The following is a 21,831-nucleotide window of genomic DNA, read 5'->3' as shown; positions in this document are numbered from 1 at the left end:
TAGTATAAGTTTATTCCGTTGACCCATATTGAGGGTCAACGGATTATTAAGTTTCTGATAGAAAATTACAATCTATTTTAGTGCTAAGCCATCTTTATATTTCTTGGGTTTTATTTTAAAATGCTTTTCAAATAGTCGCCCAAAATGACTCAGGTTGCTAAAGCCAAGCTGGTACCCGGTTTCGGATACTGAAAGGTTGCCGAGCAGGCGGGCGGCTTCATTCATTCTTGCCGATTGATAGTAGTTGTAAATACTATCGCCAAATATTTGCATGAAAAGCTGTTTCATTTTAGTAAGACTGATGCCTATCCTGCCAGATAATTCTGGCAACTGGGGTGTTAAACTCAGGTCTGTTAAAATAGCAGCCCTGAGCTTGTAAATTTTTTCTGCATCGGCCTGGTCTACCGTGATAGAGGCGCTTGCGGCCCGGGTCATTAATTTGGAGAACAGCAGATAGATCAATTCTTCAGCCTTTGTTTTATAAAGCAAGATGGCCAATGGGGCGGTTTGGTCAACTTGACTCAGTTGTTTTAACGTATTTTCCATCTCCCGGGTCATTACCTCATGCAATACAAATGAATGACTATCCCTGATCAGAGATTCTATTGGGCAGCCTTCTTCCTGCAGATTTAAAATATCAAGTAAGGTCTGGCGCGCGGAGCCAATTACCAGGAAATTAATATGCTGATTGGAAGGTATAATAAGATCAGAGAAAAAATTGCCCGTACCCAATTCTACTTCGCTGCCATTGCTGCCGGTAAACAGAGGGTCATGTGGTAAATTGTTTTGGCCTGCAGGGATCCTCCTGCAATCAAACTTCATAGTAAGCATAGTCGAGGATGATGTATCCATGCGCCGCAATACCAATTCCTCTTTTAAGTGGTAATGGTGAATACATAAGGAGAGCCCATTATTAAGAAAAACTTCCTGTATATAGCCCTCGCCAAGCATTCCAGGCAAGTTTACACGGTTCTGTACAACATCAACATTAAAACGACTGGCAAAGGCTTCGCCAAAATGAAAACCTTTATCTACCTCAAACTCAAATTCTATTGCCATGATCTTTTGGTTTTAAAGATATGGTTAGCGGTCAAGGTAATCTGGCGGGTAAAGTTTCTGTCCATATTTTTCAGCGATGGCTCCTAACTTTTTCTTTAATTCGTCATCCATAGGTGGCGGCGGCAAAAAGGTGCCGAAAGGGGCTGGCCGGCCTATTTCTTCAAAAAGAAGGTCGAGGCCAGCAGGTGTTACCGTGCAAAGCAGCTGCGCGGTTTTATCCGTATTATTATGAAAGCAGTGAACAATACCACCAAAGGGAATATTAACGAATGAGCCTTTGCCCGCGGTGTAATTACCCGCCTCTGATTTTACCTCAACCTCGCCTTCAACCACATAAAAACTTTCCTGTATATCGGCGTGGGCATGTGGGCCGGGGCCGCCACCGGGTGGTACCAACATTTCAATAAGCGCATACTTGCCATCAGTTTGCTTGCCTGATATGATTACCCGGTATGAATTGCCTGCAATTGATAAGCCTTGCCCCTCCTGTGGGCCAACAATGGTTACCGTTTTATTTAAATTTTCCATATTGCTTTAAATATATAGTGTATTGTTTGCAAAGGGATTAAACAGTTATCGCCAACTTTGGATAGTCAGTATATCCTTGTGCATCTGGTGTATATAGTGTTGAAAAATCTACCGCGTTTAACGGTGTGTTGTTTGCAATGCGAACGTCCAGATCGGGATTTGCTAAAAACGAGCGGCCAAAAGCAACAAGGTCGGCAAAACCTTTAGCTAAGGTGTCAGCGGCGCTCTCGGGTGTATTACCATTACAAATAATTATGGTACCGCTAAACCCTGCACGGATTTCATCGAATGTTTTTTGAGCGATTTTTGGCGAAAAGCAGATGTGAATATAAGCGATACCTATTTTATTTAATTCATGCGCCAGGTAAGTATAGGTATTATGTATTTCTTCTGCATCATAGTCCTGTAGGTCGCCAAGTGTTGAGAAGGGCGAAAAACGGATACCTACCTTTTCTTTGCCGATGGCATCGGCAATTTGCTGTGCTACTTCAAGCCCGAATGATGCCCGGGCTTTAAAATCACCACCATATTGATCTGTACGGTTGTTGGTATTGGGGTTTAAAAACTGTTCAATCAAATAACCATTGGCGCCGTGTATTTCAACGCCATCAAAACCGGCCTCAACGGCGTTTTCGGCGGCAGCTACATGTTCCGTTATAGTGGCTTTAACTGCCGCTGTTGTTAAGGTTACGGGTATAGGATAATCTTGCAGGCCCAGGCTATCGGTATACATTTGCCCGGCGGCTTTAATATCCGAAACACCTACCACGTCGGCGTTTGGTGGCAAATTATCGGGGTGAGTTATCCGGCCGGTATGCATTAACTAAACAAATATTTTACTGCCGCCATCATGTACCGCGGTAGTTACTTTTTTCCAGCCTTCAACCTGCTCGTTACTAAAAATACCGGGGATACGGGCATAGCCCAATCCATTGGGCGATGGGGAGGTGCCTTCTGTTATAATTAAACCGGCGCCGCTGCGCTGGCCATAATATTGAGCCATAAGGTTATTAGGGATGTTGCCTATTGCCCTGCTGCGTGTCATAGGGGCCATCACCAGGTGGTTTTTTAATTGAAATCCCTTTTGGTGATAGGGTGCTAAGATATTGTTCATGCTATTTTATTTAAGTATATAATACACAACAAATGTAGATGTATGTAGATACTTAAAATAGCCGCAAAAGTTTTAAAAATAGTCCGATCGGTCGGCTTTTGGTAGCCGGGTGGCCCTAATTTGTGCCTTATATTATAATTCGCATTTGATGCTTACTAACTATTATTGGTAAGCAGCCTTAACAAATTCATTAATCGCCTGGATATAATAGCAGCCCCCATGATTGTGATGTCGCATTTTATTAGCTGTGGACTTTAATACTTTTTGTATTAGCTGCTCATTTGGTATTGAAGTATCATTAGTTTCTCCGGTTTTAAAACCCGCGTCTCTTAAGGTTGCTATCTCGTTTAATTTAGTTTTAATGGCTTTTAGCATCGGCGCGTTTTTGCGCATCAGATTCCAGGCTAAAAAATTGCTGATATAGGTGTTTATGATTTTTTTTGCCTTAGGTACTTCGGCCTGGCGTTGCGTTATAGTAACATCATTTAGTTTTGATAGTTCATCAACGTTTACCAGTTTAATGTTTGAAAGCTGCCTGGATGATGCTTCCACATTATAGGGGATGGAAAGATCTATCACTAATTTGGGGCCGGATGCCTCAAGCTGGGTGTAAAGTATGGTTGGTTTTTTTGAATTAGTGGCAGTTATAATGATATCAGCTGATGCAATATACTCATCTAACCGGTCCATTGGAGCATGTTTCAGGTTTAGTTTTGCTGCAAGGTTTATGGCTTTTTCTTCGGTCCGGTTAATCAGGGTGATATCGGTGGCACCAAGATAGTCCACCATGTTTTTACAGGTGTTACTTCCTATTTTACCGGTTCCCAGCAACAGTATCTTTTTATCAGCTAAGTTAGTTACCGTTTCCTTGATATATTTAATGGCGGCAAACGATACGGAAACAGTTCCATCACTTAGCGATGTTTCATTTTTTATTGTTTTTGATGATTGCAGTACATCGTTAACCAAACGCTCCAAAAAGCAGTTGATAAAATTCCTGTCCTTAGCAAATTTTACGGCTTGTTTTAGCTGACCTATAATCTCATAATCACCTAAAATTTGTGAATCAAGGCCTGCCCCTACATTAAACAAATGTTCTATGGCTTTCTTCCCGTTTTTTACGTAGGCAAGCTGTTTAAATGAGGTTGCGTTGCCCAGGGTTTGGGTACATAATAAATTAATGAGTTGTGCAGGTTGATCTGCAAATCCATAAATTTCTGTTCTGTTACAAGTGGAAATAATAAATAACGAGGAGATACCAAAAGCAGGTGCCAGGGTTAATATATTTTCATATTGATCATGGCTGATTGTAAACATGCCCCTCATGGAAGCATCCGTTTTTTTGTAATTGATGCCTGCAATTAAGAAGCCGCCAATGTTACAGGGCGTGGTTATATTCAAAAGTTTCAGATCCGTATCCATAAATAGTAAAATGTGCTTTTTAGCATCTTTTAAGTATCAAAAAATATTACTTAACCTGCTGTAAGCAACAGCACAAAGATTCATTAAACCTGTTGATGTATGTATGATAGGTGTCAGTAATAATAATGACCTGGGTCACAAATTGGCAGGCAACAATTATTGATGATCTGTATCATGATAGGCTATGCATCATGTAAATAATGTACTATAAATAGCAAACCCAGTGTTTTTTATAGCTTTGATAGTTGAATAAATTTGATTTGCCAGAATTTGAGGAATTGGATTTTGAAAGTATAGATTTGGATAAATTACGCTACTAAAACTGTGATGGAAATTGAGGAGGAATTAAAAAAGATACTACCCGCCGCCCGTATCAAAACCCGGTACATTGACCTGGTATCATTTGCATCAGATGCCGGCTTTTATTATTTAGTACCAAAGGCTGTAGTTCGACCCGCCGGCGAGCAGGAAATTGTTGCATTATTTAAGTTTTCACATCAGCATAATATCCCGCTGGTTTTTCGTACCGGTGGTACAAGTCTTTCGGGCCAGTCAATAACAGATGGCATATTGGTTGATCTTAGTCAGTTTTGGGATAAGATAACAATCGAAGAATCCGGAAACCTGGTGCGGGTACAGCCGGGTATTACGGGGCAAATGGTTAATACCTTCCTGAAAAAATATAACAGGAAAATAGGTCCCGATCCATCAAGCATTAGCGCGGCCATGATGGGCGGCATTTTATCCAACAACGCCAGCGGCATGTGTTGTGGTGTTAAACTTAACTCTTACCACACTACCAAATTTATAAGGTTTATATTACCCGATGGCAAGGTGTTTAGCACCGAAGAGGTAAACGACTACTCCCGGTTTAAAAATGAATGTGCCGGGCTGTACCAAGTCTTGACAGAACTGAAGGCTCGCATTGAGTTAAATAGCACTTTATATAGTAAAATCAGGAATAAGTATCAAACCAAAAATACAGTTGGTTACTCGTTAAACGCCTTTATTGATCATACCCATCCATTAGATATTCTTGCCCATTTATTAATTGGCGCCGAAGGTACATTGGCATTTATTGCGGGGGCCGTGTTAGAAACCGTTCCCGATTATCTGTGCAAATCAACCGCGTTGATTTATTTTCCTGATATTTATTCGGCTTGTCAGGCTATTATTCCGCTAACTGATGCCGGGGCCCTGATGGTAGAATTGATGGACAGAGCATCATTACGATCGGTTGAAAACATGGTTGGGATGCCTGCAATTGTAAAGGAATTGCCCCCGGCGGCGGCCGCATTGCTGATTGAATTTCAGGAAAATACCTATGATGAACTGGAATTTAAGGTAAATGGGTTTTTACAATCAGTAACAGAACTTTCTTTACTAAATGCCCCCGTTTTTACGAGCGACCCAATAGAGCAGGATTTTTTCTGGAAAGTTAGGAAAGGGCTTTTCCCGGCGGTAGGTGCGGTGCGGGCAAGCGGAACTACGGTGATCCTGGAAGACCTTACCTTCCCGGTAAGCAAATTGGGCGATGCCATTTTAGATCTGCAGGAGTTATTTGTAAAATACAATTACACCAATGCCATCGTCTTCGGGCATGCAAAGGATGGCAATATCCACTTTGTGGTAACGCAATCATTTGATGAACCCGAAGAGGTAAAACGCTATGATTTGTTTTTGCGGGAGGTTGTTGCTTTAGTGGTAGATAAATACGACGGCAGCTTAAAGGCCGAGCATGGTACCGGCCGCAACATGGCTCCGTTTGTGGAAACCGAATGGGGTGGTGAAGCTTACGATATTATGAAAATCATCAAGCAGGCCATCGACCCTAAAAGGCTTTTAAACCCGGGCGTGATCATCAATGATGATGCAGAAGCGCACCTGAAAGATTTAAAAGAAATGCCGGCTGTGGAAAGCGAAGTAGACAAGTGTATAGAATGCGGGTATTGTGAGCATAAATGCCCAAGCCGCAATTTAACTACCACACCACGGCGGCGCATTGTAATAAGAAGGGTGCTAAAGAAACTGCAAAAGGCCGGTGATGAATCTAATTATAAACTCCTGCTTGATCAGTACCAGTACGATGGTTTGGAAACCTGTGCGGTTGATGGCCTTTGCGCTACAGCCTGCCCGGTTGATATCAATACCGGCGACCTGGTTAAGCGTTTGCGAAGAGAAAATCATTCTCCCTTTCAAAATAAGTTTGCGCTCATTGTTGCTAAAAACTTTAAAACAGTGGAGTGGAGCATTCGTGCAGGGTTGAAAATAGGCTTCGGGATCAATAAGGTTTTTGGGGATAAAGCCATGTATAGGCTCACCAAATTTGGGCAGCGGGTTATACCAGCAATGCCTTTATGGTCAGATCAAATGACCTATCCTCCTGATCTTTCTTTTAGCAAATCTGTAAATAACCTTGCTCATGCAAACCCGGCAAATACCATTGTGTATTTTCCTGCCTGTATCTCCAGGATGTTGGGAACTTACAAAGGGAAGGATAAGAATATCATGGATACCTTTATGAGCGTTTGCGCTAAAGCCGGTGTAGCAGTACGTGTGTTAAACAACCTGAGTGGCAGCTGTTGCAGCCAGATCTATTCGTCTAAAGGATTTAAAGACGCCTATGAGCATACCGCTAATGATATTGTCCAAAGGCTATGGGCATCAAGTAATGATGGGCAACTGCCGGTAGTAACAGATGTAAGCTCTTGTGCTTATACTTTGCATAATATGCGGGCTGTGCTTATTGCGGATAACCAGGCAAAGTTTGATAAACTCCGTATATTGGATAGTGTGGATTTTTTTCATGATCACGTAAAACCTATTGTTACCGTAAAACAAAAGAAAGATAGTATTACCGTGCACACCGTTTGTTCTTTGGAGAAAATGAAAACGGTAAATAAATTTGTAGAGCTGGCCAGGCATTTTGCGGCAGAAGTAACCGTGCCAAAACATGGCGGTTGCTGTGGTATGGCCGGCGACCGGGGATTTTTGTTTCCTGAGTTAACGGACTCCGCAACTATGGCCGAGGCGCTGGAAGTAAAGCAAAATAATTATGATGGGTACTATTCCTCAACAAAAACCTGCGAAATGGCCATGTCAAAAGCGGTTGCTCAAAATTATGAATCAATCCTTTATTTGATTGATGAGGCGATTTAAACTCCGGGAAAAGTCTTTTAAAATTTATAGAGAACGTCATGCCGATTATTTCGGCATCCCACAGGACAATCACACCTGCCAGGTCTCCGACTTGCTTGTTACACACTTTTCCCGTGCTTACCTGCACGTGGGATGCCGAAATAAACCGGCATGACTTGGTGTTTTTTTAGCGATTTCTCCACATATAAACTCAATTAACTACAAAAACTGCTTACGGTACGCAAACGGCGTTTTGCCCATTATAGCTTTAAACTGCCTGTTGAAATAAGAAAGGTTATCAAACCCACATTCAAAACTTACCTTGGATATGCTTAGTTCTTTTTCGGCCAGTAAAGATGAAGCGTGGGTGATCCTGACGTTATTAATAAATTGAGATAGCGTTTTATGGGTGCGCCGTTTAAAATAACGACAAAAAGCGGCTTCGTTCATGCATGCCAGTGAAGCTGCTTTTTTGGTATTAACATCTTCTTTGAAATTTTCAAGCACATAGGTAAAAACTGCTTCAAGTCGATTTTCGCCCTCACGGGCACGGATCGGTTCTTTAAACTGTTCAGAGCTGATCATGGTAATTTTATCCTTTTGGAGGGAAGAGACATTTTCCAGCAGCTGCATCAGCGTAATTAAGGCTTTTAATCCTTTCTGTTTGTGAATATCAAAAATCAGCTTCTTTAACTGCGTTGTTGGGTGATTGATCCTGATACCCCTTTTTGCCAATTTAAACAGCTCTTTTACAATTTTAAATTCGGGTTTCAAATAAAAGTCGTGCCCTAAAAAATCCTCCTTAAACTGGATGATCATGGAATGGGCCAATTCTCCGGAATCAACAAAAGATTTTTCATTGATGAAATAATGAGGAAAGCCCGGCCCGAAAATGTACATATCACCCTCGGTGAAATTCATGATCCTATCGCCACCGTAAAATTTTCCATGTCCGTTTACAATAATGGTAAATTCATATCCCTCATGAAAATGGAAGGGCGCGGCAAACTGGGAAGTGATCTCTTCTTTAACTACAAAACTTGCATCTGTAGAAAGTGAAAGCTCACGTAAAATCTTCTTCAAATGATGTTTTTTTTGGGTATTGGTTGAAACAAATGTAAATATTGTATCAGTAATGGCAAAATTTGTGTTTTTTATGCTACTTCTGCTTCTATAAATTTGAATAGGTGTAAAACCCCAATTATACAATGGACGACAAAGAATTAAGAAGCAGGGCCTGGTTTGGCCGCAAAGGGAAAGATGGTTTTATATACCGTGCCTGGATGAAAAACCAAGGTATCCCTGATTATGAATTTAACGGTAAACCGGTAATTGGCATCTGTAATACCTGGAGCGAGTTAACCCCATGTAACGCCCATTTTCGTGAACTTGCCGAATCTGTAAAACGGGGGATTTTGGAAGCCGGTGGTTTTCCGGTGGAGTTCCCGGTAATGTCATTGGGCGAAACCTTAATGAAGCCAACGGCCATGCTGTACCGTAACCTGGCCAGTATGGATGTGGAGGAATCCATCAGGGCTAATCCTTTGGATGGTGTAGTGCTGCTATGTGGCTGTGATAAAACAACGCCATCATTGGTAATGGGTGCCTGCAGCGTAAACCTGCCAACTATAGTTGTATCTGGCGGACCAATGTTAACCGGAAACCACAGAGGGAAGCAAATTGGCACCAGCGATGTTTGGCGGTATCATGATGATGTACGTGCCGGCAAAATAATGGAAGAGGAACTGTTGACCATTGAATCGGCCATGTGCCGCAGCCAGGGGCATTGCGCGGTTATGGGCACAGCATCATCTATGGCCTGTATGGTTGAGTCCTTGGGTTTGTCGCTGCCTGGCAATGCCGCTATCCCTGCTGCCGATTCCAGGCGTAAGGTTTTGGCCCAGCTTTCGGGGCTGCGGATTGTTGAAATGGTTAAGGAAGACCTGAAACTATCAGATATATTGACCAGGAACGCTTTTGAAAATGCCATAAAAACCAATGCAGCCATCGGCGGTTCAACCAATTTTGTGATCCACTTACTGGCTATCGCCGGCCGGATCGGTGTGCCTTTGGAGTTAAAGGATTTTGATCACCTGTCCAAGAACATCCCGCTGATCGCAAACCTTCAGCCGTCTGGTAAATATTTCATGGAAGATCTTTTTTATGCGGGTGGCTTACCGGTTGTGTTAAAGGCGCTGGATAACATACTGCATCGCGATTGTATCACCGTGAACGGAAAAACCATCAGCGATAATTATAGTAATGTAATTGGGTACAACAGTGATGTGATCACCACGGTCGACGCACCATTTAATACAGCCACCGGCCTTGCCGTATTAACCGGGAACTTGTGCGAAGCGGGAGCGGTTATCAAACCTTCGGCGGCAAGTGCGCATTTGATGCGGCATACGGGTAAAGCTGTCGTTTTTGAAAATATAGAAGATTTTAAGGCACGTATTGATACGGATGAGTTGGAGGTAGATGAAAATAGTGTGCTGGTATTAAAAAATGTTGGCCCAAAAGGATACCCCGGAATGCCCGAAGTTGGCAATATGGGTATCCCTAAAAAACTGCTTGAAAAAGGGATCACGGATATGGTGCGCATCTCTGACGGTAGGATGAGCGGAACAGGATTTGGAACAGTAGTATTGCATGTATCGCCGGAGGCTGCAACCGGAGGGGATTTTGCCATGATTAAAACCGGCGATCTGATAACGCTTGATGTGCCCAACCGGCTATTAAATGTTGACATTAGCGCAGCAGAACTTGCGGAAAGAAAAAAACAATATATACCACCCCCACCCATTACAGATCGCGGCTATGTAAAGCTATATACAGATCATGTTCAGCAGGCGCATTTAGGCGCCGATATGGACTTTTTGATCGGTGGTTCCGGGAGTAAGGTTTTAAGGGATTCGCATTAATTTTATACAATGAGTTTTAAAAATAAAGTAGCTATAGTAACAGGGGCGGGTCAGGGTATTGGCTTTGAGATCTGTAAAATGCTTGCTGCAAAAGGGGCCACAGTGATCCTGAACGATATTGATGCCGACCTCGCCAACAAAGCAGAAACGCTGATTAATGAAAATAATAATGATCAATGTTTAGCCATGGTTGGTGACTCAAGCGATTTATCCTTTATCAACAAAATGGTGGAAACCGCTGTTGAGCGCTATGGGCGATTGGATATCGTTATCGCCAATGCGGGCATCACCCTTTACGGTGATTTTTTTACCTATACTAAAGAATCTTTTTCTAAAGTAATGGATGTTAACCTCGGCGGCTCATTTTTTTTGGCCCAGGCGGCCGCAAAGCAAATGAAACAGCAGGAAAACGGGGGCGCTATCCTGTTCACATCTTCGGTAGTTGGTCACCAGGCATTAAAAAGCCTTGCGGCCTATGCCATGACCAAGGCCGCTTTAGAAATGCTGGCCAAAAACCTGGTAATCGAACTTTCGCCATATAAAATTAACGTAAATACGGTAGCGCCGGGGGCAACACTCACCGAGCGTACTATGGAGGAGGCCGACTATGAACGCGTCTGGTCGGACATTACCCCGATGGGTCGCCCTGCTTATGTGGCTGATATAGCAAACACCGCTTTGTTTTTAGTGTCTGACGAAGCCAAACATATTACCGGCCAAAGCCTTATTGTTGATGGTGGGTGGACATCGGTAAGCGCTTTGCCCAACGGAATTAAATAAAAGGCGTTTACAATTACCTACAGGCAGGTAATTGTTAAAATAAATACTTAATCAAAAAAAGCTATGGTAGAGGTTGCTTTTAAAAGTGAATGCTTTTTAGGAGAGGGACCGGTTTGGGATGATAAAACTAAAACCCTGTGTTGGGTAGATATACTGGGCGGCCATATTCACGAATTTAACCCGGATACGGAAACCTGCAAAACGCTGGATGTTGGGCAGATGATTGGTGCAGTAGCTATCTGTAACGATGGGGATTTCCTGGTGGCGTTAAAAAATGGTTTGGGTATCATTAACCGCGAAAGCGAAAACCTCAGCCTGTTTGCTCACCCCGAATCTCATTTGTTGGAGAATCGGTTTAATGATGGCAAATGTGATCCGGCGGGAAGGTTCTGGATCGGTTCAATGGCTATCAACGAGCAGCCAAATGCGGGAAGCCTGTACATGTTGGATCTCAATAACGACATTATCCTTAAAATTGATAATACCACAATATCCAACGGCCTGGCCTGGAGCCTGGATAATAAAACCTTTTATTTTATAGATACGCCTACCATGACCGTGGTAGCCTATGATTTTGAACTAAGCACCGGGAATATAGACAACAAAAGAACGGTGATTGTTATTGAGGAAAGGGACGGCTATCCTGATGGTATGACCATAGATAGTGAAGGCATGCTCTGGATTGCCCATTGGAATGGCTGGCAGGTAACACGTTGGGACCCTGTTAAAGGCGAAAAACTATTTGCATTGCCCCTGCCGGTAGCCAACGTAACATCCTGCACTTTTGGAGGTTCGAATTTTGGGGATCTATACATAACTACTGCAAAAAAAGGATTGACAGAGGATGAGCTTAAACAGCAGCCCCTTGCGGGTAATCTCTTCGTGTGGAAAAATACAGGTTTCACCGGTATGGCAGCCGTTGAATACAAAAAGACGATAGCATAGGATGATGGATTTTTCTATCTCTTAGAGGCTGTTTAAAAAAAATAGATCTTCATTGCGAGTTGTAAAATCTGGTGGCCTCTGAAGGAGAAAATGACGTAACAAAAAAAGGGCTGTCATCCTGAGCTTGTCGAAGGATAAGCGGGCAAAGGCCTCTCCGCGCGAGTCTTCGACAGGCTCAGACTGACAGGTCCACACGCCTCAAAATCCAATACGTCATGGGTAGGTTTACTATCCGGGGAACACTGAAAGGAAAATGACGTTTGAAAAGTTTGTCATCCTGAGGAACGAAGGATGACAAAAAGGGCTTTAACAATTACTTTCCTGGATAGGTATAATGATATTTATTTTTTAATGCTGACCTCCGTAATGGCGGTTCTGTGGGTGGCTGTGTAAACGATGCCATTTACCATTTCGTACCCGGTAGAAACGGTTTGCGAATATCGTTTTAAAACAACACCGGTGTTATTATCTATTAATAATGAACCATTAATCCGGCTATTTAAATTACCGCCTAAAACGGAGGTTTTGTAGGTTATGGTAGTGGTTAGGCCATTTATAGCGTAAATTGTATAATTGGTTGTTGCTGATGGCGTAACATCGGCCCATGAATACCCTTTTTTCAGCGTGGGATTTACCGGGAAATCTACCATGAATTGTAACGTGCTGCCTGGCGACAAATGCTCTGGCTGTATCCCGGTGAACGACAAAAGGGTATCATTTACAAAAGCAGGGCGTTTTAAATTCAATATTTCGCCTTTATTGTTTACCGAAACCATTGACTGGGCATTTACCATTTTCTGCAACCCACTTTGAATAACTGAATTAGGATCGGCTGGCTTGCCTGAATTGTATACGAGGTTTTGATCCATGGTATTTATTGTATCAACAAGCTTATCTGTGGTGATTGTAAATGAGGCTGCCTTTGGAGAAGCATCGGTTACTTTGTAAGTTTTAACAACTATAGAAACCGAGCCAACATGTAAGGTTTGGCTGCCGCGTTGCAGTACACAGTTTGATTTTGTGATTACATGTCTTTGAAATTCATCCCCGGCCTTAAATCTCATCTGGGCAGATGTAACACCACTAATCAATGTTAATATTATAATTAATATATGTTTAAACCCCATTGGTGTAGTTTTCATTTTTGTGTTTTTGTAATAATGCCTATAGGTATCTATTGACATTATGCCATTATTGCCATTACTTTTTGGGTGATGGAGATTTAACTTTTTTTGCGCCTTTACCGCGGGATCTGATCGCTTTTTTTGCTGCCGGTTTTACCAGCTTAAAGCTTACATTTTCCAGGATACCGGGAGTAGACCATATAGCCGGGCCATTACCCTGGGGTAACACGGGGGTAGGCTGGTTCATCACATCCGGCATTACAGGAAGTGGTCCCTTTGCAGTCGAGGTTTGTCCCGATGGTGTCGGCTCTGTGGCAGAAACCGGCATCTCTGGCGATTCCGGAACAGGCAGATCAAAAGTGGAGGTAACCGGTACGTCCTGGGGCGATTGTCGCGGCAGCGGTGGTGCATCAGGCGCGCCGGGCAATGGTATTGCTGCCGATCCTGTTTCAATACCCAATATAGTTGGCTGGTCGGGGGCGTTTACCAATGGTGATGTAGTGGCAATAGCGGCCAGGGCCTGCATCTGCACGGCCGGTCCGGGTGGCAGCGAAATTGCAGAGATATCCTTAAGTGTTAATACAATTGGCTTACCGGGTACCAATTTCCCTGTATTTCCTTTTGGTAGGTTACGGGGTGGCAATGGTGGCGGAACGTTCCAGTCCGATAAATTACTTTTTTGGGCCATTGCCTCATTTAAGGAGCAGGCAAGAGCTATAAACGTCAAAATCAAGATCGGCAGTAGTTTAGTGCGACCCCGGATTCTTTCCGTTTTTTTTTGTGGGTATGATGTTTTCATTCAATAATTATCTTTTTATAGAAGACGGGCAACACCGTTATCAACGATGAATTTGGTTAGCTGATGGATATCCAGGAAATTTTATTCAAAAACCAAAAGTCAATGTGTTTTTAAACGGTTTTATACCCACCAGATGTTTCAAATTCATTCCAAATCATTCATTATTAAAGTTAATCTTTTTTATTAATTCGCGGGTTATAGGTGCATTAATGCTAAAAGCATCTGCACTTTTTGATAGCATCATTCCGCTCGCTTTTTTCTGTCTTTATCCACCCTACTCACTATCGGTAAACTTACGTTTTAACAGGGTCGCAAAAAATACCAATTGCTTTGTATTGTAGGCCTTAGCGCAGGTCCATAAAATTGTATTATAAAAAACAGCCAAAAGTCACGATGGAAAATTGATGACTTTATTAAACACAGGGCTATAACAACAGATTTTTTAACCTAAAGAAAAATGTCATGAGCAGCTATTTGGAATATTTGATTTACTGTATCCCCATCCCATTTATTGTATTAGCATACAGGTATAAGCTTAGGTGTAAAAGATTGCAGAGTACGGGTAAAATACCGGATATTATTGACGCAAGGCAACGGCAAACGCTGTTCTCTTTATTGGCTATACTATCGGCTTTGATAATTATTATTACACAATTGCAGTTTTTTTCCGACAGCATATAAATCACTATCTTTAGCTGGGAACATATACCCGGATATGAAATACTCTTTTTTACTTCTGTTTATTTTAGCCGTAATTCCGTGTTCCGGTCAAAATATTGATAGTTTAAAAAAAATAGTTTTCAGTAAGTCCCCAGCTCAAAAACGGTTAAACGCTGCTACGCAAATTACAAGCTATTCATCACTAAAAAATCCAAATGAAACTTTTGCAATTGCAAAGGTAGGGTTAGGGCTTGCAACCAAACTCGATAATAAAAAGGCGCTCGGCTTAATATGGAGAGATATTGGGAAAGCCTGGTATTTAACAGGCAGCTATGATTCTACAGCTTACTATTATAACAAGGCCGCGGGCATTCTGAGTAAAATAAACCAGGCAGATATTTTAGCAGACAACTATAATGAGCTGGCAACGCAATATGCCAAACTAAAGAATTACGATAAAGCGCTGGAGTTTTACAACATGGCAATTTCCTATGCCCCTAAAAACGGGTCGCGGCGCGTGCTGATGGCCGCTTTAAACCAGGTTGGCTTGTTGTATGAAACCAAACATAACTACCGCGAGGCCTTAAACTATTTCAGGCAGTCTTTTGATATAAGCGACTCTTTGGATTTTGTTAAAAAAGCAAAAGAAAATACATCCGAAGCTTACAGTCACAACTTCATGGTTGATGTTATGGGGAGCATTAAACAGAAAAATGAATCTGCCCAGGATATTTTAAAAACTATCGATACCAAAAAAGCCTTAAACGATACCCTGGCGCTTACCATCAATTATTTTAATCTTGGGTTAGTGTATAAGAGTAAACGAATGTACCCCCAGTCACTTGATGCCTTACAAAGCTGCTTACAATACGCCACTAAAATAAATTACACAGATATGCAAGCCAGCGCCGTAAATGAGATAGCTGATTTGTACGGGCAAACAGGCGATTACAGGCAAGCGCTTATTTATTTAAAAAAGCACATGGCATTAAATGCTTTGAATAACACCAAAAATTCAAAAAGCATTGATGAGTTACAGACTAAATACGAGATAACACAGCGGGAAGACCAGCTATTGCAACAGCAGTTTGAGATAACAAAGCGTAATTACTGGATGACGGGCATCGTTGTTTTTATACTGCTGATACTTGTAATAGGGTTTATTTATTATAAGCAAACACAGCTAAAGCAACGCAACATCGCCATGCAGGCCATCATTGTAGCGGAAGAAAGCGAACGCAGGCGGATAGCCCAGGATTTGCACGATAGCGTAAGCCAAACGATGTCTGCAGCAAAAATTAACCTGACAGTTATTGGCGGCGAATTGCCTTTCGTAGACGATGAACAACGAAAACGGTTTGAGAAAGTAATTAACCTGGTTGATTATGGTTTTAGAGAGGTAAGAACAATATCGCACAACATGATGCCCTGGGCGCTTCATAAAACAGGCCTGGCGCAGGTGGTTAAACAGTTTATTGAGAATATTGAAAACGAAGCCATTGCTATAAACTTTTTTAGCAGGGGCTTTGATGCGCCGTTTGATGATACCACAGAAATTATTTTATACCGGGTGCTACAGGAAAGTGTAAACAACGTAATGAAGCATGCCAATGCAAGCCGGCTTGATATTTCATTAATAAGAGACAAGGATAATATCAGCTTAACCATTGAAGATAACGGTAAAGGATTTGATGCCAGCAATCCCGGCATCAACAAAGGGATGGGACTAAGCAACCTGCGATCGCGGATCAATTTTTTAAACGGTAAGGTTGAGCTTGATTCGCAGGTGGGCAAGGGTACTTTGGTATCAGTTTATATTCCCGTTATCAATAAAGCCCTATAAATCATATTGTAGTATAAACCGGCTAAGCTCTACCGGGTTTTTTAAATTCAGTTTCTGCATGATGTTTTTACGGTGCGTTTCAACCGTATAAATGCTCAAATGAAGGTGATTGGCCATTTGCTGATTGGTGAAATCCTGTTTAATGAATTGTAATAGTTCGGCTTCTCTTTTGGTAAGCTGGAATTGTTTTAAAAAAGGATCCGATTCATTAAACGTTGAATTGGTAACCGGTTGTTTGTATGGAAAACATAGTTCGCCCTGCGCCACCAGGCGCATAGCTTTTAACAATTCACTCTTTTCGGCATTTTTAAACAGGTAGCCGTTGGCGCCCGCGGCTTTTGCTTTTTCAATCAGGTGCTCTTCATTATAGGTGGAAAGCATGATCACCTTAATTTTAGGATGATAGTATTTTACCCGTTTAAGCACCTCGAAACCATTGATGCCCGGCATATTTATATCAAGCAATAATAGGTTGGGTGTATTGGTATGTAACAGGCCCAATACCTCTTTGCCATTAGCGGCAATATTCATGATCTCAATATCGGGCTCATTTTGCAATAACATACAAAGTCCGTTTATAAACAGGGTATGATCATCTGCTATGATCACTGATATTTTTTCGGCTGTCATTTCCATCGTAGTAATTATTTATAAATCTACTTTTTCTTCATGCGGCAAAAAATACCAACAGCTTTGTATTGTGTGCTGACTGGCTGCTCCATAAAATTGTACTACCAAAACAAAAAAAGGAAAATAAAAAATAGCATCTGTTAAGCCTGTTTACAACCGGGAATAACAGGTACAATATACAATTTATAAGCACTTGTTAACCTCAAAAACAATGGAATACCTTATCGCTACACTTATAATCATGCTGTTTTGCATAACAGCTTTAGCCCAGGACAGATCCTCAGAAAACACAACAAGTATCTCGAGATCAAAGCCTAAACCATTAAAACCTGGGAGTAACCTGAAGCATCAGTAATATACTGGTGCTTCCTGGTTTACTTTCTTTTACAGGTACATTTAATCCCTGCAAAGCCTGTTTAAAATGTTCTTATGCTCCGGGTATAGCAGTTGTAGTACGTCCTTTTTACCCATCTCAAATTCGCTAAAATCAAACCCGGGAGCAACCGCACAACTAACAAGGGAGAACCCATGGGGTGTAATGGTTTCTGCGGCAAACCAGCAACCCGCCTCAATAGCTAAAGATAAACTGCCCGTTGTTATATCCGATAGCTCAAAGCTCCCCAGCTTATCGTCGTGATCAATAACGTGGATCAACAACGGGATTCCTTTATGAAAATACCAGATCTCATCAGACGATAAGCGGTGGAACCCGGAAAAATCATTTCCTTCCAATAAATAATAGATAGAAGTGCAGGCCTGTTTAAGAGGGCCGCCGGTTTCCCTAAACACCGTTTGATTTGATCGGAATGTTTCTTTATAATATCCACCTTCCGGATGCGGCTGGAGCTTTAAATGGGCGATCCAGTCTTTTGCGTTTTCCATGGTCATGTTTACAAACTTAAGGGTTGTTTTAAAAAAACAATACAGGTTTGTTTAATAACCTGCAACCGGGAAGAGTTGCTGCAGCGGCTGAGTTAGGAAGCTATGCTTTTAATTAATCGATAAGGGACTTTGCGCCGCTGTTTCTGACATAATTACGTCAATTTCTGACAAATACGGGGTTTACAAATGGACGGCAATAAATACTTGATAATATTTATCGTTATTTGCGATAAGTATTATCGTAATTATCTAAATTAAACAAAAATGGTAAAACAATTGCTAATTATTGGAGGCGGATTTGCTGAGAATTTAGAGCAGGCCCTGGGCGATTCGTTTACGGAAATGCCTGTATATTAGAATACATACGATCAGCATAGTAATCAATTGCTTATTTTTGAGCAACAAACAAAAACATCACTTAAACTAACTGGATGCCAACTTTAGGAAAAAATGTGGAGTATGCGATACACTCTTTAGTGTATTTTGTAGGTAACCCTAAAGGGAGCACGATCACCGTTCGCGACCTGGCTAAATTTCAAAATATATCTGAAACGTATCTCGCCAAAACTTTTACCAAACTCAAAAAATCGGGAATTGTAAAGTCGAATATCGGCGTAAAAGGCGGCTATTCTTTGGCCCGCGCTCCAGACGAAATTACTTTTTTGGATATTGTTTTGGCGGTTGAGAGCGAGATATCTTTTTTTGAATGTAATGGGATAAGAGACAATTGTATCTTATTAGATCAGGAAAATCTGCCTTGGAAGAAAGGCGACTATTGCACCATCCATAAGGCTATGATTGATACCGAAAATAAGATCAAGGAGTCTCTCAGGGAAAAAAACCTGCAATGGGTTTTTGATACGATTAATAAAAAAGCATCCCCTGAATTAACGGGGGCAACAAAAGGCTGGTTTGAGGATAATGTGTTTAAAACATCCAAAAAGGAGCTTTCGTAACCTGGTTATTTACTACTGAATCCACACTTGAAGGATAGTACCTATTATAAGGTAAGCCTTCTGTTAAGGCTGCCCATGTGGTAGTAATTAACCGAACTGTGTTTTGCCGACGGTAACACCCCATGACTACCGCAATAAGTTTGGGGCACATTAATAATCAAATACCAGGATTAGTAAGCAATGCCTATACCTGCCCTACTGATCCCTCATAAATTAATACTATATGGAAAATTTAAAAGAATTTGACAACAGGGAAAAGATCATTGTAGTAGGCGGCGGTTTTGCAGGCTTAAGTTTTGCACGGCTGCTTTTCAAAAACAAGCATTACCAGGTTACGCTGGTTGATAAAAATAATTACAACTACTTTACGCCCCTGCTTTACCAGGTGGCCACTAGTTTTCTTGATCCGTCAAGCATCAGTTACCCTTTTCGTAAGATGTTTAGGGACAAAGGCGTCCGTTTCAGGATGGCAGAATTATTAAGGGTTGATACAGAAAATAAAACTATCCAATTGAGTGATGGTGCACTTTCATATGATCACCTGGTATTTGCGGCCGGCACAAAAACAAACTTTTTTGGTAACGAGGGTATCAGGGAAAAGGCCATTTCGATAAAAGGAATTGATGACGCATTGTATATGCGAAATGAATTGATGAAAACTATGGAAAAGGCCGTTATTGAAACCGACCCGGCCGAACGAAAGAGGTTATTAACTATTGTTGTGGCGGGCGGTGGCCCTACTGGGGTGGAGATTGCCGGCATGCTGGCCGAAATGAAACGATATATTTTAGGAAAAGACTACCCCGAACTAAAAGGTGCCGGGGGCAGCATTCATATTGTTGATGGCACATCTGTATTACTGGCCCCAATGAGTGATAAAACCCATAAAGAAGCCTATCAGGCGTTGACAGAACTCGACGTGAAGATTAAACTAAATACACGCGTAAACAGCTATGATGGTCATATAGTGAAGCTTTCTGATGGTGGGGAGATTGAAACAAAAACCTTGATTTGGGCGGCCGGTGTTACCTCGCATACTTTTGAAGGTATTCCAGAAACCAGTCTTGGGGCCGGCAACAGGATGGTTACCAATGCATATAACCAGGTAACGGGCCTGGACAATGTATGGGCTATAGGCGATATCAGCATACAGGAAACAGATCCTGCTTATCCTAAAGGGCATCCGCAACTGGCGCAGCCTGCCATACAGCAGGGGAAGGCATTAGCTAAAAACTTCCTGGCTATTGCCAAAGGAAAACCTATGGAGCCATTTAAATATTTTGATCGTGGGGATATGGCCATAATAGGGCGAAATACGGCGGTTGCTGATCTGCTTAAACACAAACTCCACTTTAGCGGTTTTTTAGGCTTGTTCAGCTGGTTATTTATCCACCTCATATCGCTGGTTAATTATAATAACAAGATCAAAACCTTATATAGCTGGCTGGTAGCCTATACAACCAGGGATCAGGCACTACGGATGATCTTCCGTTCAGAAAACAGGGGTACTTAATAAAACCAAATATCTATTTATATTATAGCAATGAAAAAACATATTGTTTATGCCCAGCTTTATCTGCGGCTCGCGCTCGGGATTGGTTTTATCTATCCCGTATTGGATCGTATTGGCTGGCTTGGGCCGGCGGGCCAGCATAATGTTGACTGGGGTAACTGGGATAGTTTCCTCACTTATGTTCATGCATTGCTACCTTTCGTGGCTAAATCAGTATCCGATGTTATGGGCTGGCTGGCCACTTTTTTAGAAGTCATCTTCGGGATATTGCTGATTGCGGGCTATAAAACAAGAATTATGGCATTGGGCAGTTTTGTGCTCACATTAACTTTTGCCTTGTGTATGGCACTTTTTTTCGGCGTCAAATCACCATTTAACTATTCGGTATTTGCTGTAAGTGCAGGCTCATTATTGTTATCAACCATTCCTGCTTATAAGTGGAGTGTGGATAATTTATGATCGCCCCTAAACAGCTAAATATTAAAAACTTATTAATTTAATACAGACTACCATGTTGTTAACACAAAAAGAAAAAGCAGATTTATTTCGCCAGCAACATTTGGCAGCGCAATTATTGATCCTGCCTAATATATGGGATCCGCTAAGTGCAAAACTTATCGCATCACTTGGTTACCAATCTCTGGCTACAGCAAGCGTCGCTACGAACCTTATCGCAGGCTTTCCCGATGGCGAACATATCCCGTACAAAAAGTTAATGGAAAATGTATCGCATATAACTGCTGCCGTTGATTTGCCTGTTTCTGTTGACCTGGAAAGTGGATTTGCTGATAACATTGCGCAATTGAAGGATAATATAAAAATGCTGCTGGATGCCGGCGCCATCGGCTTAAATATAGAAGACAGCCATGATCATGGTAAAATGATGACACCCATTCACGAACAGTGTTTGAAGATAGAAGCCATAAGGGAAGTAGGTATTCAATATAATGTGCCGATAGTCATCAATGCCCGTACCGATCTGTTTTTTCAGCCTATGCAAAAGGATACCGTGAACCTGGCTGTTGAACGTGCAAAAGCTTACCAATTGGCAGGAGCCGACTGCGTGTACCCTATTGTAATTCCTGGTTATCATGAAATAGCTCAATTGCTGGAAAACGTAGATGTACCCATCAACATCCTGTTATATGGGCAAATCCGCGACCTGAAAGAATTGGAAAGTCTTGGCGTATCAAGGGTAAGCGTAGGCCCGGGTTTATTAAAATTGGCCTTATCGCAAATGAAACAGGCTGCCGAAGGCTTACTGAACTACAGCACAGACGAGTTTTTTAAGGAAGGCCAGATTACTTTCGACGTGATGAGCAGCCTGGTCTAAATGAAGTACATACCCGCACATCATTGCGAGTGATGAAATTTGGGAGACACTGAAGGAGAAATGAGGTTAAAAAAGTTTGTCATCCTGAGGAACGAAGGATCTACTCTCCACCGTGCTTCTTCGCCCTGTACAGTTTGCGAATAGATCCTTCGTTCCTCAGGATGACAAAAGGGGTTTTAGC

Annotated in this window: 17 protein-coding genes and 1 pseudogene; 9 read left to right on the top strand and 9 right to left on the bottom strand. The window is 41.9% G+C overall.

From position 1 onward, the window contains the following. Positions 1-72 precede the first annotated feature (72 nt). From AC1D0K_RS16045 to hemA, 4 genes and pseudogenes are all read right to left on the bottom strand, one after another. Complete coding sequence (locus tag AC1D0K_RS16045; RefSeq protein ID WP_477393859.1) at positions 73-1,059, bottom strand: helix-turn-helix domain-containing protein; 987 nt, start codon at positions 1,057-1,059, stop codon at positions 73-75. Between the two features lie 24 nt (positions 1,060-1,083). After that, positions 1,084-1,587 (bottom strand): cupin domain-containing protein, encoded by a 504-nt coding sequence (locus AC1D0K_RS16040; RefSeq protein ID WP_477393857.1) that lies wholly within the window; start codon positions 1,585-1,587, stop codon positions 1,084-1,086. Positions 1,588-1,624: 37 nt separating this feature from the next. After that, positions 1,625-2,701 (bottom strand): annotated as a pseudogene (locus AC1D0K_RS16035) (alkene reductase). 162 nt (positions 2,702-2,863) lie between these two features. Further along, a complete protein-coding gene (gene hemA, locus AC1D0K_RS16030; RefSeq protein ID WP_477393855.1) occupies positions 2,864-4,123 on the bottom strand; it encodes a glutamyl-tRNA reductase in 1,260 nt (419 codons plus the stop codon). A gap of 327 nt (positions 4,124-4,450) precedes the next feature. Here hemA and AC1D0K_RS16025 point away from each other — a divergent pair, with 327 nt between their 5' ends. After that, positions 4,451-7,282 carry an FAD-binding and (Fe-S)-binding domain-containing protein gene (locus AC1D0K_RS16025; protein WP_477393889.1) on the top strand — a complete coding sequence of 944 codons (2,832 nt, stop codon included), beginning with the start codon at positions 4,451-4,453 and terminating at the stop codon, positions 7,280-7,282. A 198-nt stretch (positions 7,283-7,480) separates the two neighbouring features. On the opposite strand, the gene AC1D0K_RS16020 is transcribed toward AC1D0K_RS16025, so the two are convergent. Then, positions 7,481-8,344: a helix-turn-helix domain-containing protein gene (locus tag AC1D0K_RS16020; protein WP_477393853.1), complete on the bottom strand. Its 864-nt coding sequence runs from the start codon at positions 8,342-8,344 to the stop codon at positions 7,481-7,483. A 125-nt stretch (positions 8,345-8,469) separates the two neighbouring features. On the opposite strand from AC1D0K_RS16020, the gene AC1D0K_RS16015 reads away from it, so the two are divergent. The 3 genes from AC1D0K_RS16015 to AC1D0K_RS16005 all read left to right on the top strand — a co-directional run bounded on the left by AC1D0K_RS16015 (position 8,470) and on the right by AC1D0K_RS16005 (position 11,910). Further along, the gene (locus AC1D0K_RS16015; protein ID WP_477393851.1) at positions 8,470-10,185 is read left to right on the top strand and encodes an IlvD/Edd family dehydratase; all 1,716 of its coding nucleotides are present in this window, start codon (positions 8,470-8,472) and stop codon (positions 10,183-10,185) included. A 9-nt stretch (positions 10,186-10,194) separates the two neighbouring features. After that, positions 10,195-10,965 (top strand): SDR family NAD(P)-dependent oxidoreductase, encoded by a 771-nt coding sequence (locus AC1D0K_RS16010; RefSeq protein WP_477393849.1) that lies wholly within the window; start codon positions 10,195-10,197, stop codon positions 10,963-10,965. Between the two features lie 63 nt (positions 10,966-11,028). Next, positions 11,029-11,910, top strand: a complete 882-nt coding sequence (locus tag AC1D0K_RS16005; protein WP_477393847.1) for an SMP-30/gluconolactonase/LRE family protein — start codon at positions 11,029-11,031, stop codon at positions 11,908-11,910. Between the two features lie 341 nt (positions 11,911-12,251). Here the strand turns inward: AC1D0K_RS16005 and AC1D0K_RS16000 are convergent, their stop codons facing one another. Beyond that, a complete protein-coding gene (locus AC1D0K_RS16000; RefSeq protein ID WP_477393845.1) occupies positions 12,252-13,052 on the bottom strand; it encodes a hypothetical protein in 801 nt (266 codons plus the stop codon). A 58-nt stretch (positions 13,053-13,110) separates the two neighbouring features. Further along, the gene (locus tag AC1D0K_RS15995; protein WP_477393843.1) at positions 13,111-13,722 is read right to left on the bottom strand and encodes a hypothetical protein; all 612 of its coding nucleotides are present in this window, start codon (positions 13,720-13,722) and stop codon (positions 13,111-13,113) included. 826 nt (positions 13,723-14,548) lie between these two features. Between AC1D0K_RS15995 and AC1D0K_RS15990 the strand changes: the two genes are divergently transcribed. Next, positions 14,549-16,336: a tetratricopeptide repeat-containing sensor histidine kinase gene (locus AC1D0K_RS15990; RefSeq protein ID WP_477393841.1), complete on the top strand. Its 1,788-nt coding sequence runs from the start codon at positions 14,549-14,551 to the stop codon at positions 16,334-16,336. Here the strand turns inward: AC1D0K_RS15990 and AC1D0K_RS15985 are convergent. Then, a complete protein-coding gene (locus tag AC1D0K_RS15985) occupies positions 16,331-16,972 on the bottom strand; it encodes a response regulator (RefSeq protein WP_477393839.1) in 642 nt (213 codons plus the stop codon). The genes AC1D0K_RS15990 and AC1D0K_RS15985 overlap by 6 nt on opposite strands. Positions 16,973-17,362: 390 nt before the next feature. Then, positions 17,363-17,854: a cupin domain-containing protein gene (locus tag AC1D0K_RS15980; RefSeq protein WP_477443274.1), complete on the bottom strand. Its 492-nt coding sequence runs from the start codon at positions 17,852-17,854 to the stop codon at positions 17,363-17,365. Positions 17,855-18,279: 425 nt separating this feature from the next. On the opposite strand from AC1D0K_RS15980, the gene AC1D0K_RS15975 reads away from it, so the two are divergent. The 4 genes from AC1D0K_RS15975 to AC1D0K_RS15960 all read left to right on the top strand — a co-directional run bounded on the left by AC1D0K_RS15975 (position 18,280) and on the right by AC1D0K_RS15960 (position 21,650). Beyond that, complete coding sequence (locus AC1D0K_RS15975; RefSeq protein ID WP_477393835.1) at positions 18,280-18,804, top strand: RrF2 family transcriptional regulator; 525 nt, start codon at positions 18,280-18,282, stop codon at positions 18,802-18,804. A 223-nt stretch (positions 18,805-19,027) separates the two neighbouring features. Continuing rightward, positions 19,028-20,317 (top strand): NAD(P)/FAD-dependent oxidoreductase, encoded by a 1,290-nt coding sequence (locus tag AC1D0K_RS15970; protein ID WP_477393833.1) that lies wholly within the window; start codon positions 19,028-19,030, stop codon positions 20,315-20,317. 30 nt (positions 20,318-20,347) lie between these two features. Further along, complete coding sequence (locus tag AC1D0K_RS15965) at positions 20,348-20,776, top strand: DoxX family protein (protein WP_477393831.1); 429 nt, start codon at positions 20,348-20,350, stop codon at positions 20,774-20,776. A gap of 52 nt (positions 20,777-20,828) precedes the next feature. Beyond that, a complete protein-coding gene (locus AC1D0K_RS15960; RefSeq protein ID WP_477393829.1) occupies positions 20,829-21,650 on the top strand; it encodes an isocitrate lyase/PEP mutase family protein in 822 nt (273 codons plus the stop codon). Positions 21,651-21,831: the final 181 nt, after the last annotated feature.

It is taken from the genome of Mucilaginibacter sp. P1_A3, assembly GCF_056406855.1.
The sequence above is the reverse complement of the archived record's forward strand: the minus strand, read 5'-3'. Positions and strand labels throughout refer to the sequence as shown.

Excerpts from the sequence above, each read along its gene's own strand:
- AC1D0K_RS16045 (WP_477393859.1), bottom strand. The coding sequence starts at position 1,059 with ATGGCAATAGAATTTGAGTTTGAGGTAGATAAAGGTTTTCATTTTGGC.
- AC1D0K_RS16025 (WP_477393889.1), top strand. The coding sequence starts at position 4,451 with ATGGAAATTGAGGAGGAATTAAAAAAGATACTACCCGCCGCCCGTATC.
- AC1D0K_RS15995 (WP_477393843.1), bottom strand. The coding sequence starts at position 13,722 with ATGGCCCAAAAAAGTAATTTATCGGACTGGAACGTTCCGCCACCATTG.
- AC1D0K_RS15980 (WP_477443274.1), bottom strand. The coding sequence starts at position 17,854 with ATGACCATGGAAAACGCAAAAGACTGGATCGCCCATTTAAAGCTCCAG.
- hemA (WP_477393855.1), bottom strand. The coding sequence starts at position 4,123 with ATGGATACGGATCTGAAACTTTTGAATATAACCACGCCCTGTAACATT.
- AC1D0K_RS15990 (WP_477393841.1), top strand. The coding sequence starts at position 14,549 with ATGAAATACTCTTTTTTACTTCTGTTTATTTTAGCCGTAATTCCGTGT.
- AC1D0K_RS15975 (WP_477393835.1), top strand. The coding sequence starts at position 18,280 with ATGCCAACTTTAGGAAAAAATGTGGAGTATGCGATACACTCTTTAGTG.
- AC1D0K_RS15960 (WP_477393829.1), top strand. The coding sequence starts at position 20,829 with ATGTTGTTAACACAAAAAGAAAAAGCAGATTTATTTCGCCAGCAACAT.
- AC1D0K_RS16005 (WP_477393847.1), top strand. The coding sequence starts at position 11,029 with ATGGTAGAGGTTGCTTTTAAAAGTGAATGCTTTTTAGGAGAGGGACCG.
- AC1D0K_RS16040 (WP_477393857.1), bottom strand. The coding sequence starts at position 1,587 with ATGGAAAATTTAAATAAAACGGTAACCATTGTTGGCCCACAGGAGGGG.
- AC1D0K_RS15970 (WP_477393833.1), top strand. The coding sequence starts at position 19,028 with ATGGAAAATTTAAAAGAATTTGACAACAGGGAAAAGATCATTGTAGTA.
- AC1D0K_RS16015 (WP_477393851.1), top strand. The coding sequence starts at position 8,470 with ATGGACGACAAAGAATTAAGAAGCAGGGCCTGGTTTGGCCGCAAAGGG.
- AC1D0K_RS16010 (WP_477393849.1), top strand. The coding sequence starts at position 10,195 with ATGAGTTTTAAAAATAAAGTAGCTATAGTAACAGGGGCGGGTCAGGGT.
- AC1D0K_RS16000 (WP_477393845.1), bottom strand. The coding sequence starts at position 13,052 with ATGAAAACTACACCAATGGGGTTTAAACATATATTAATTATAATATTA.
- AC1D0K_RS15965 (WP_477393831.1), top strand. The coding sequence starts at position 20,348 with ATGAAAAAACATATTGTTTATGCCCAGCTTTATCTGCGGCTCGCGCTC.
- AC1D0K_RS15985 (WP_477393839.1), bottom strand. The coding sequence starts at position 16,972 with ATGGAAATGACAGCCGAAAAAATATCAGTGATCATAGCAGATGATCAT.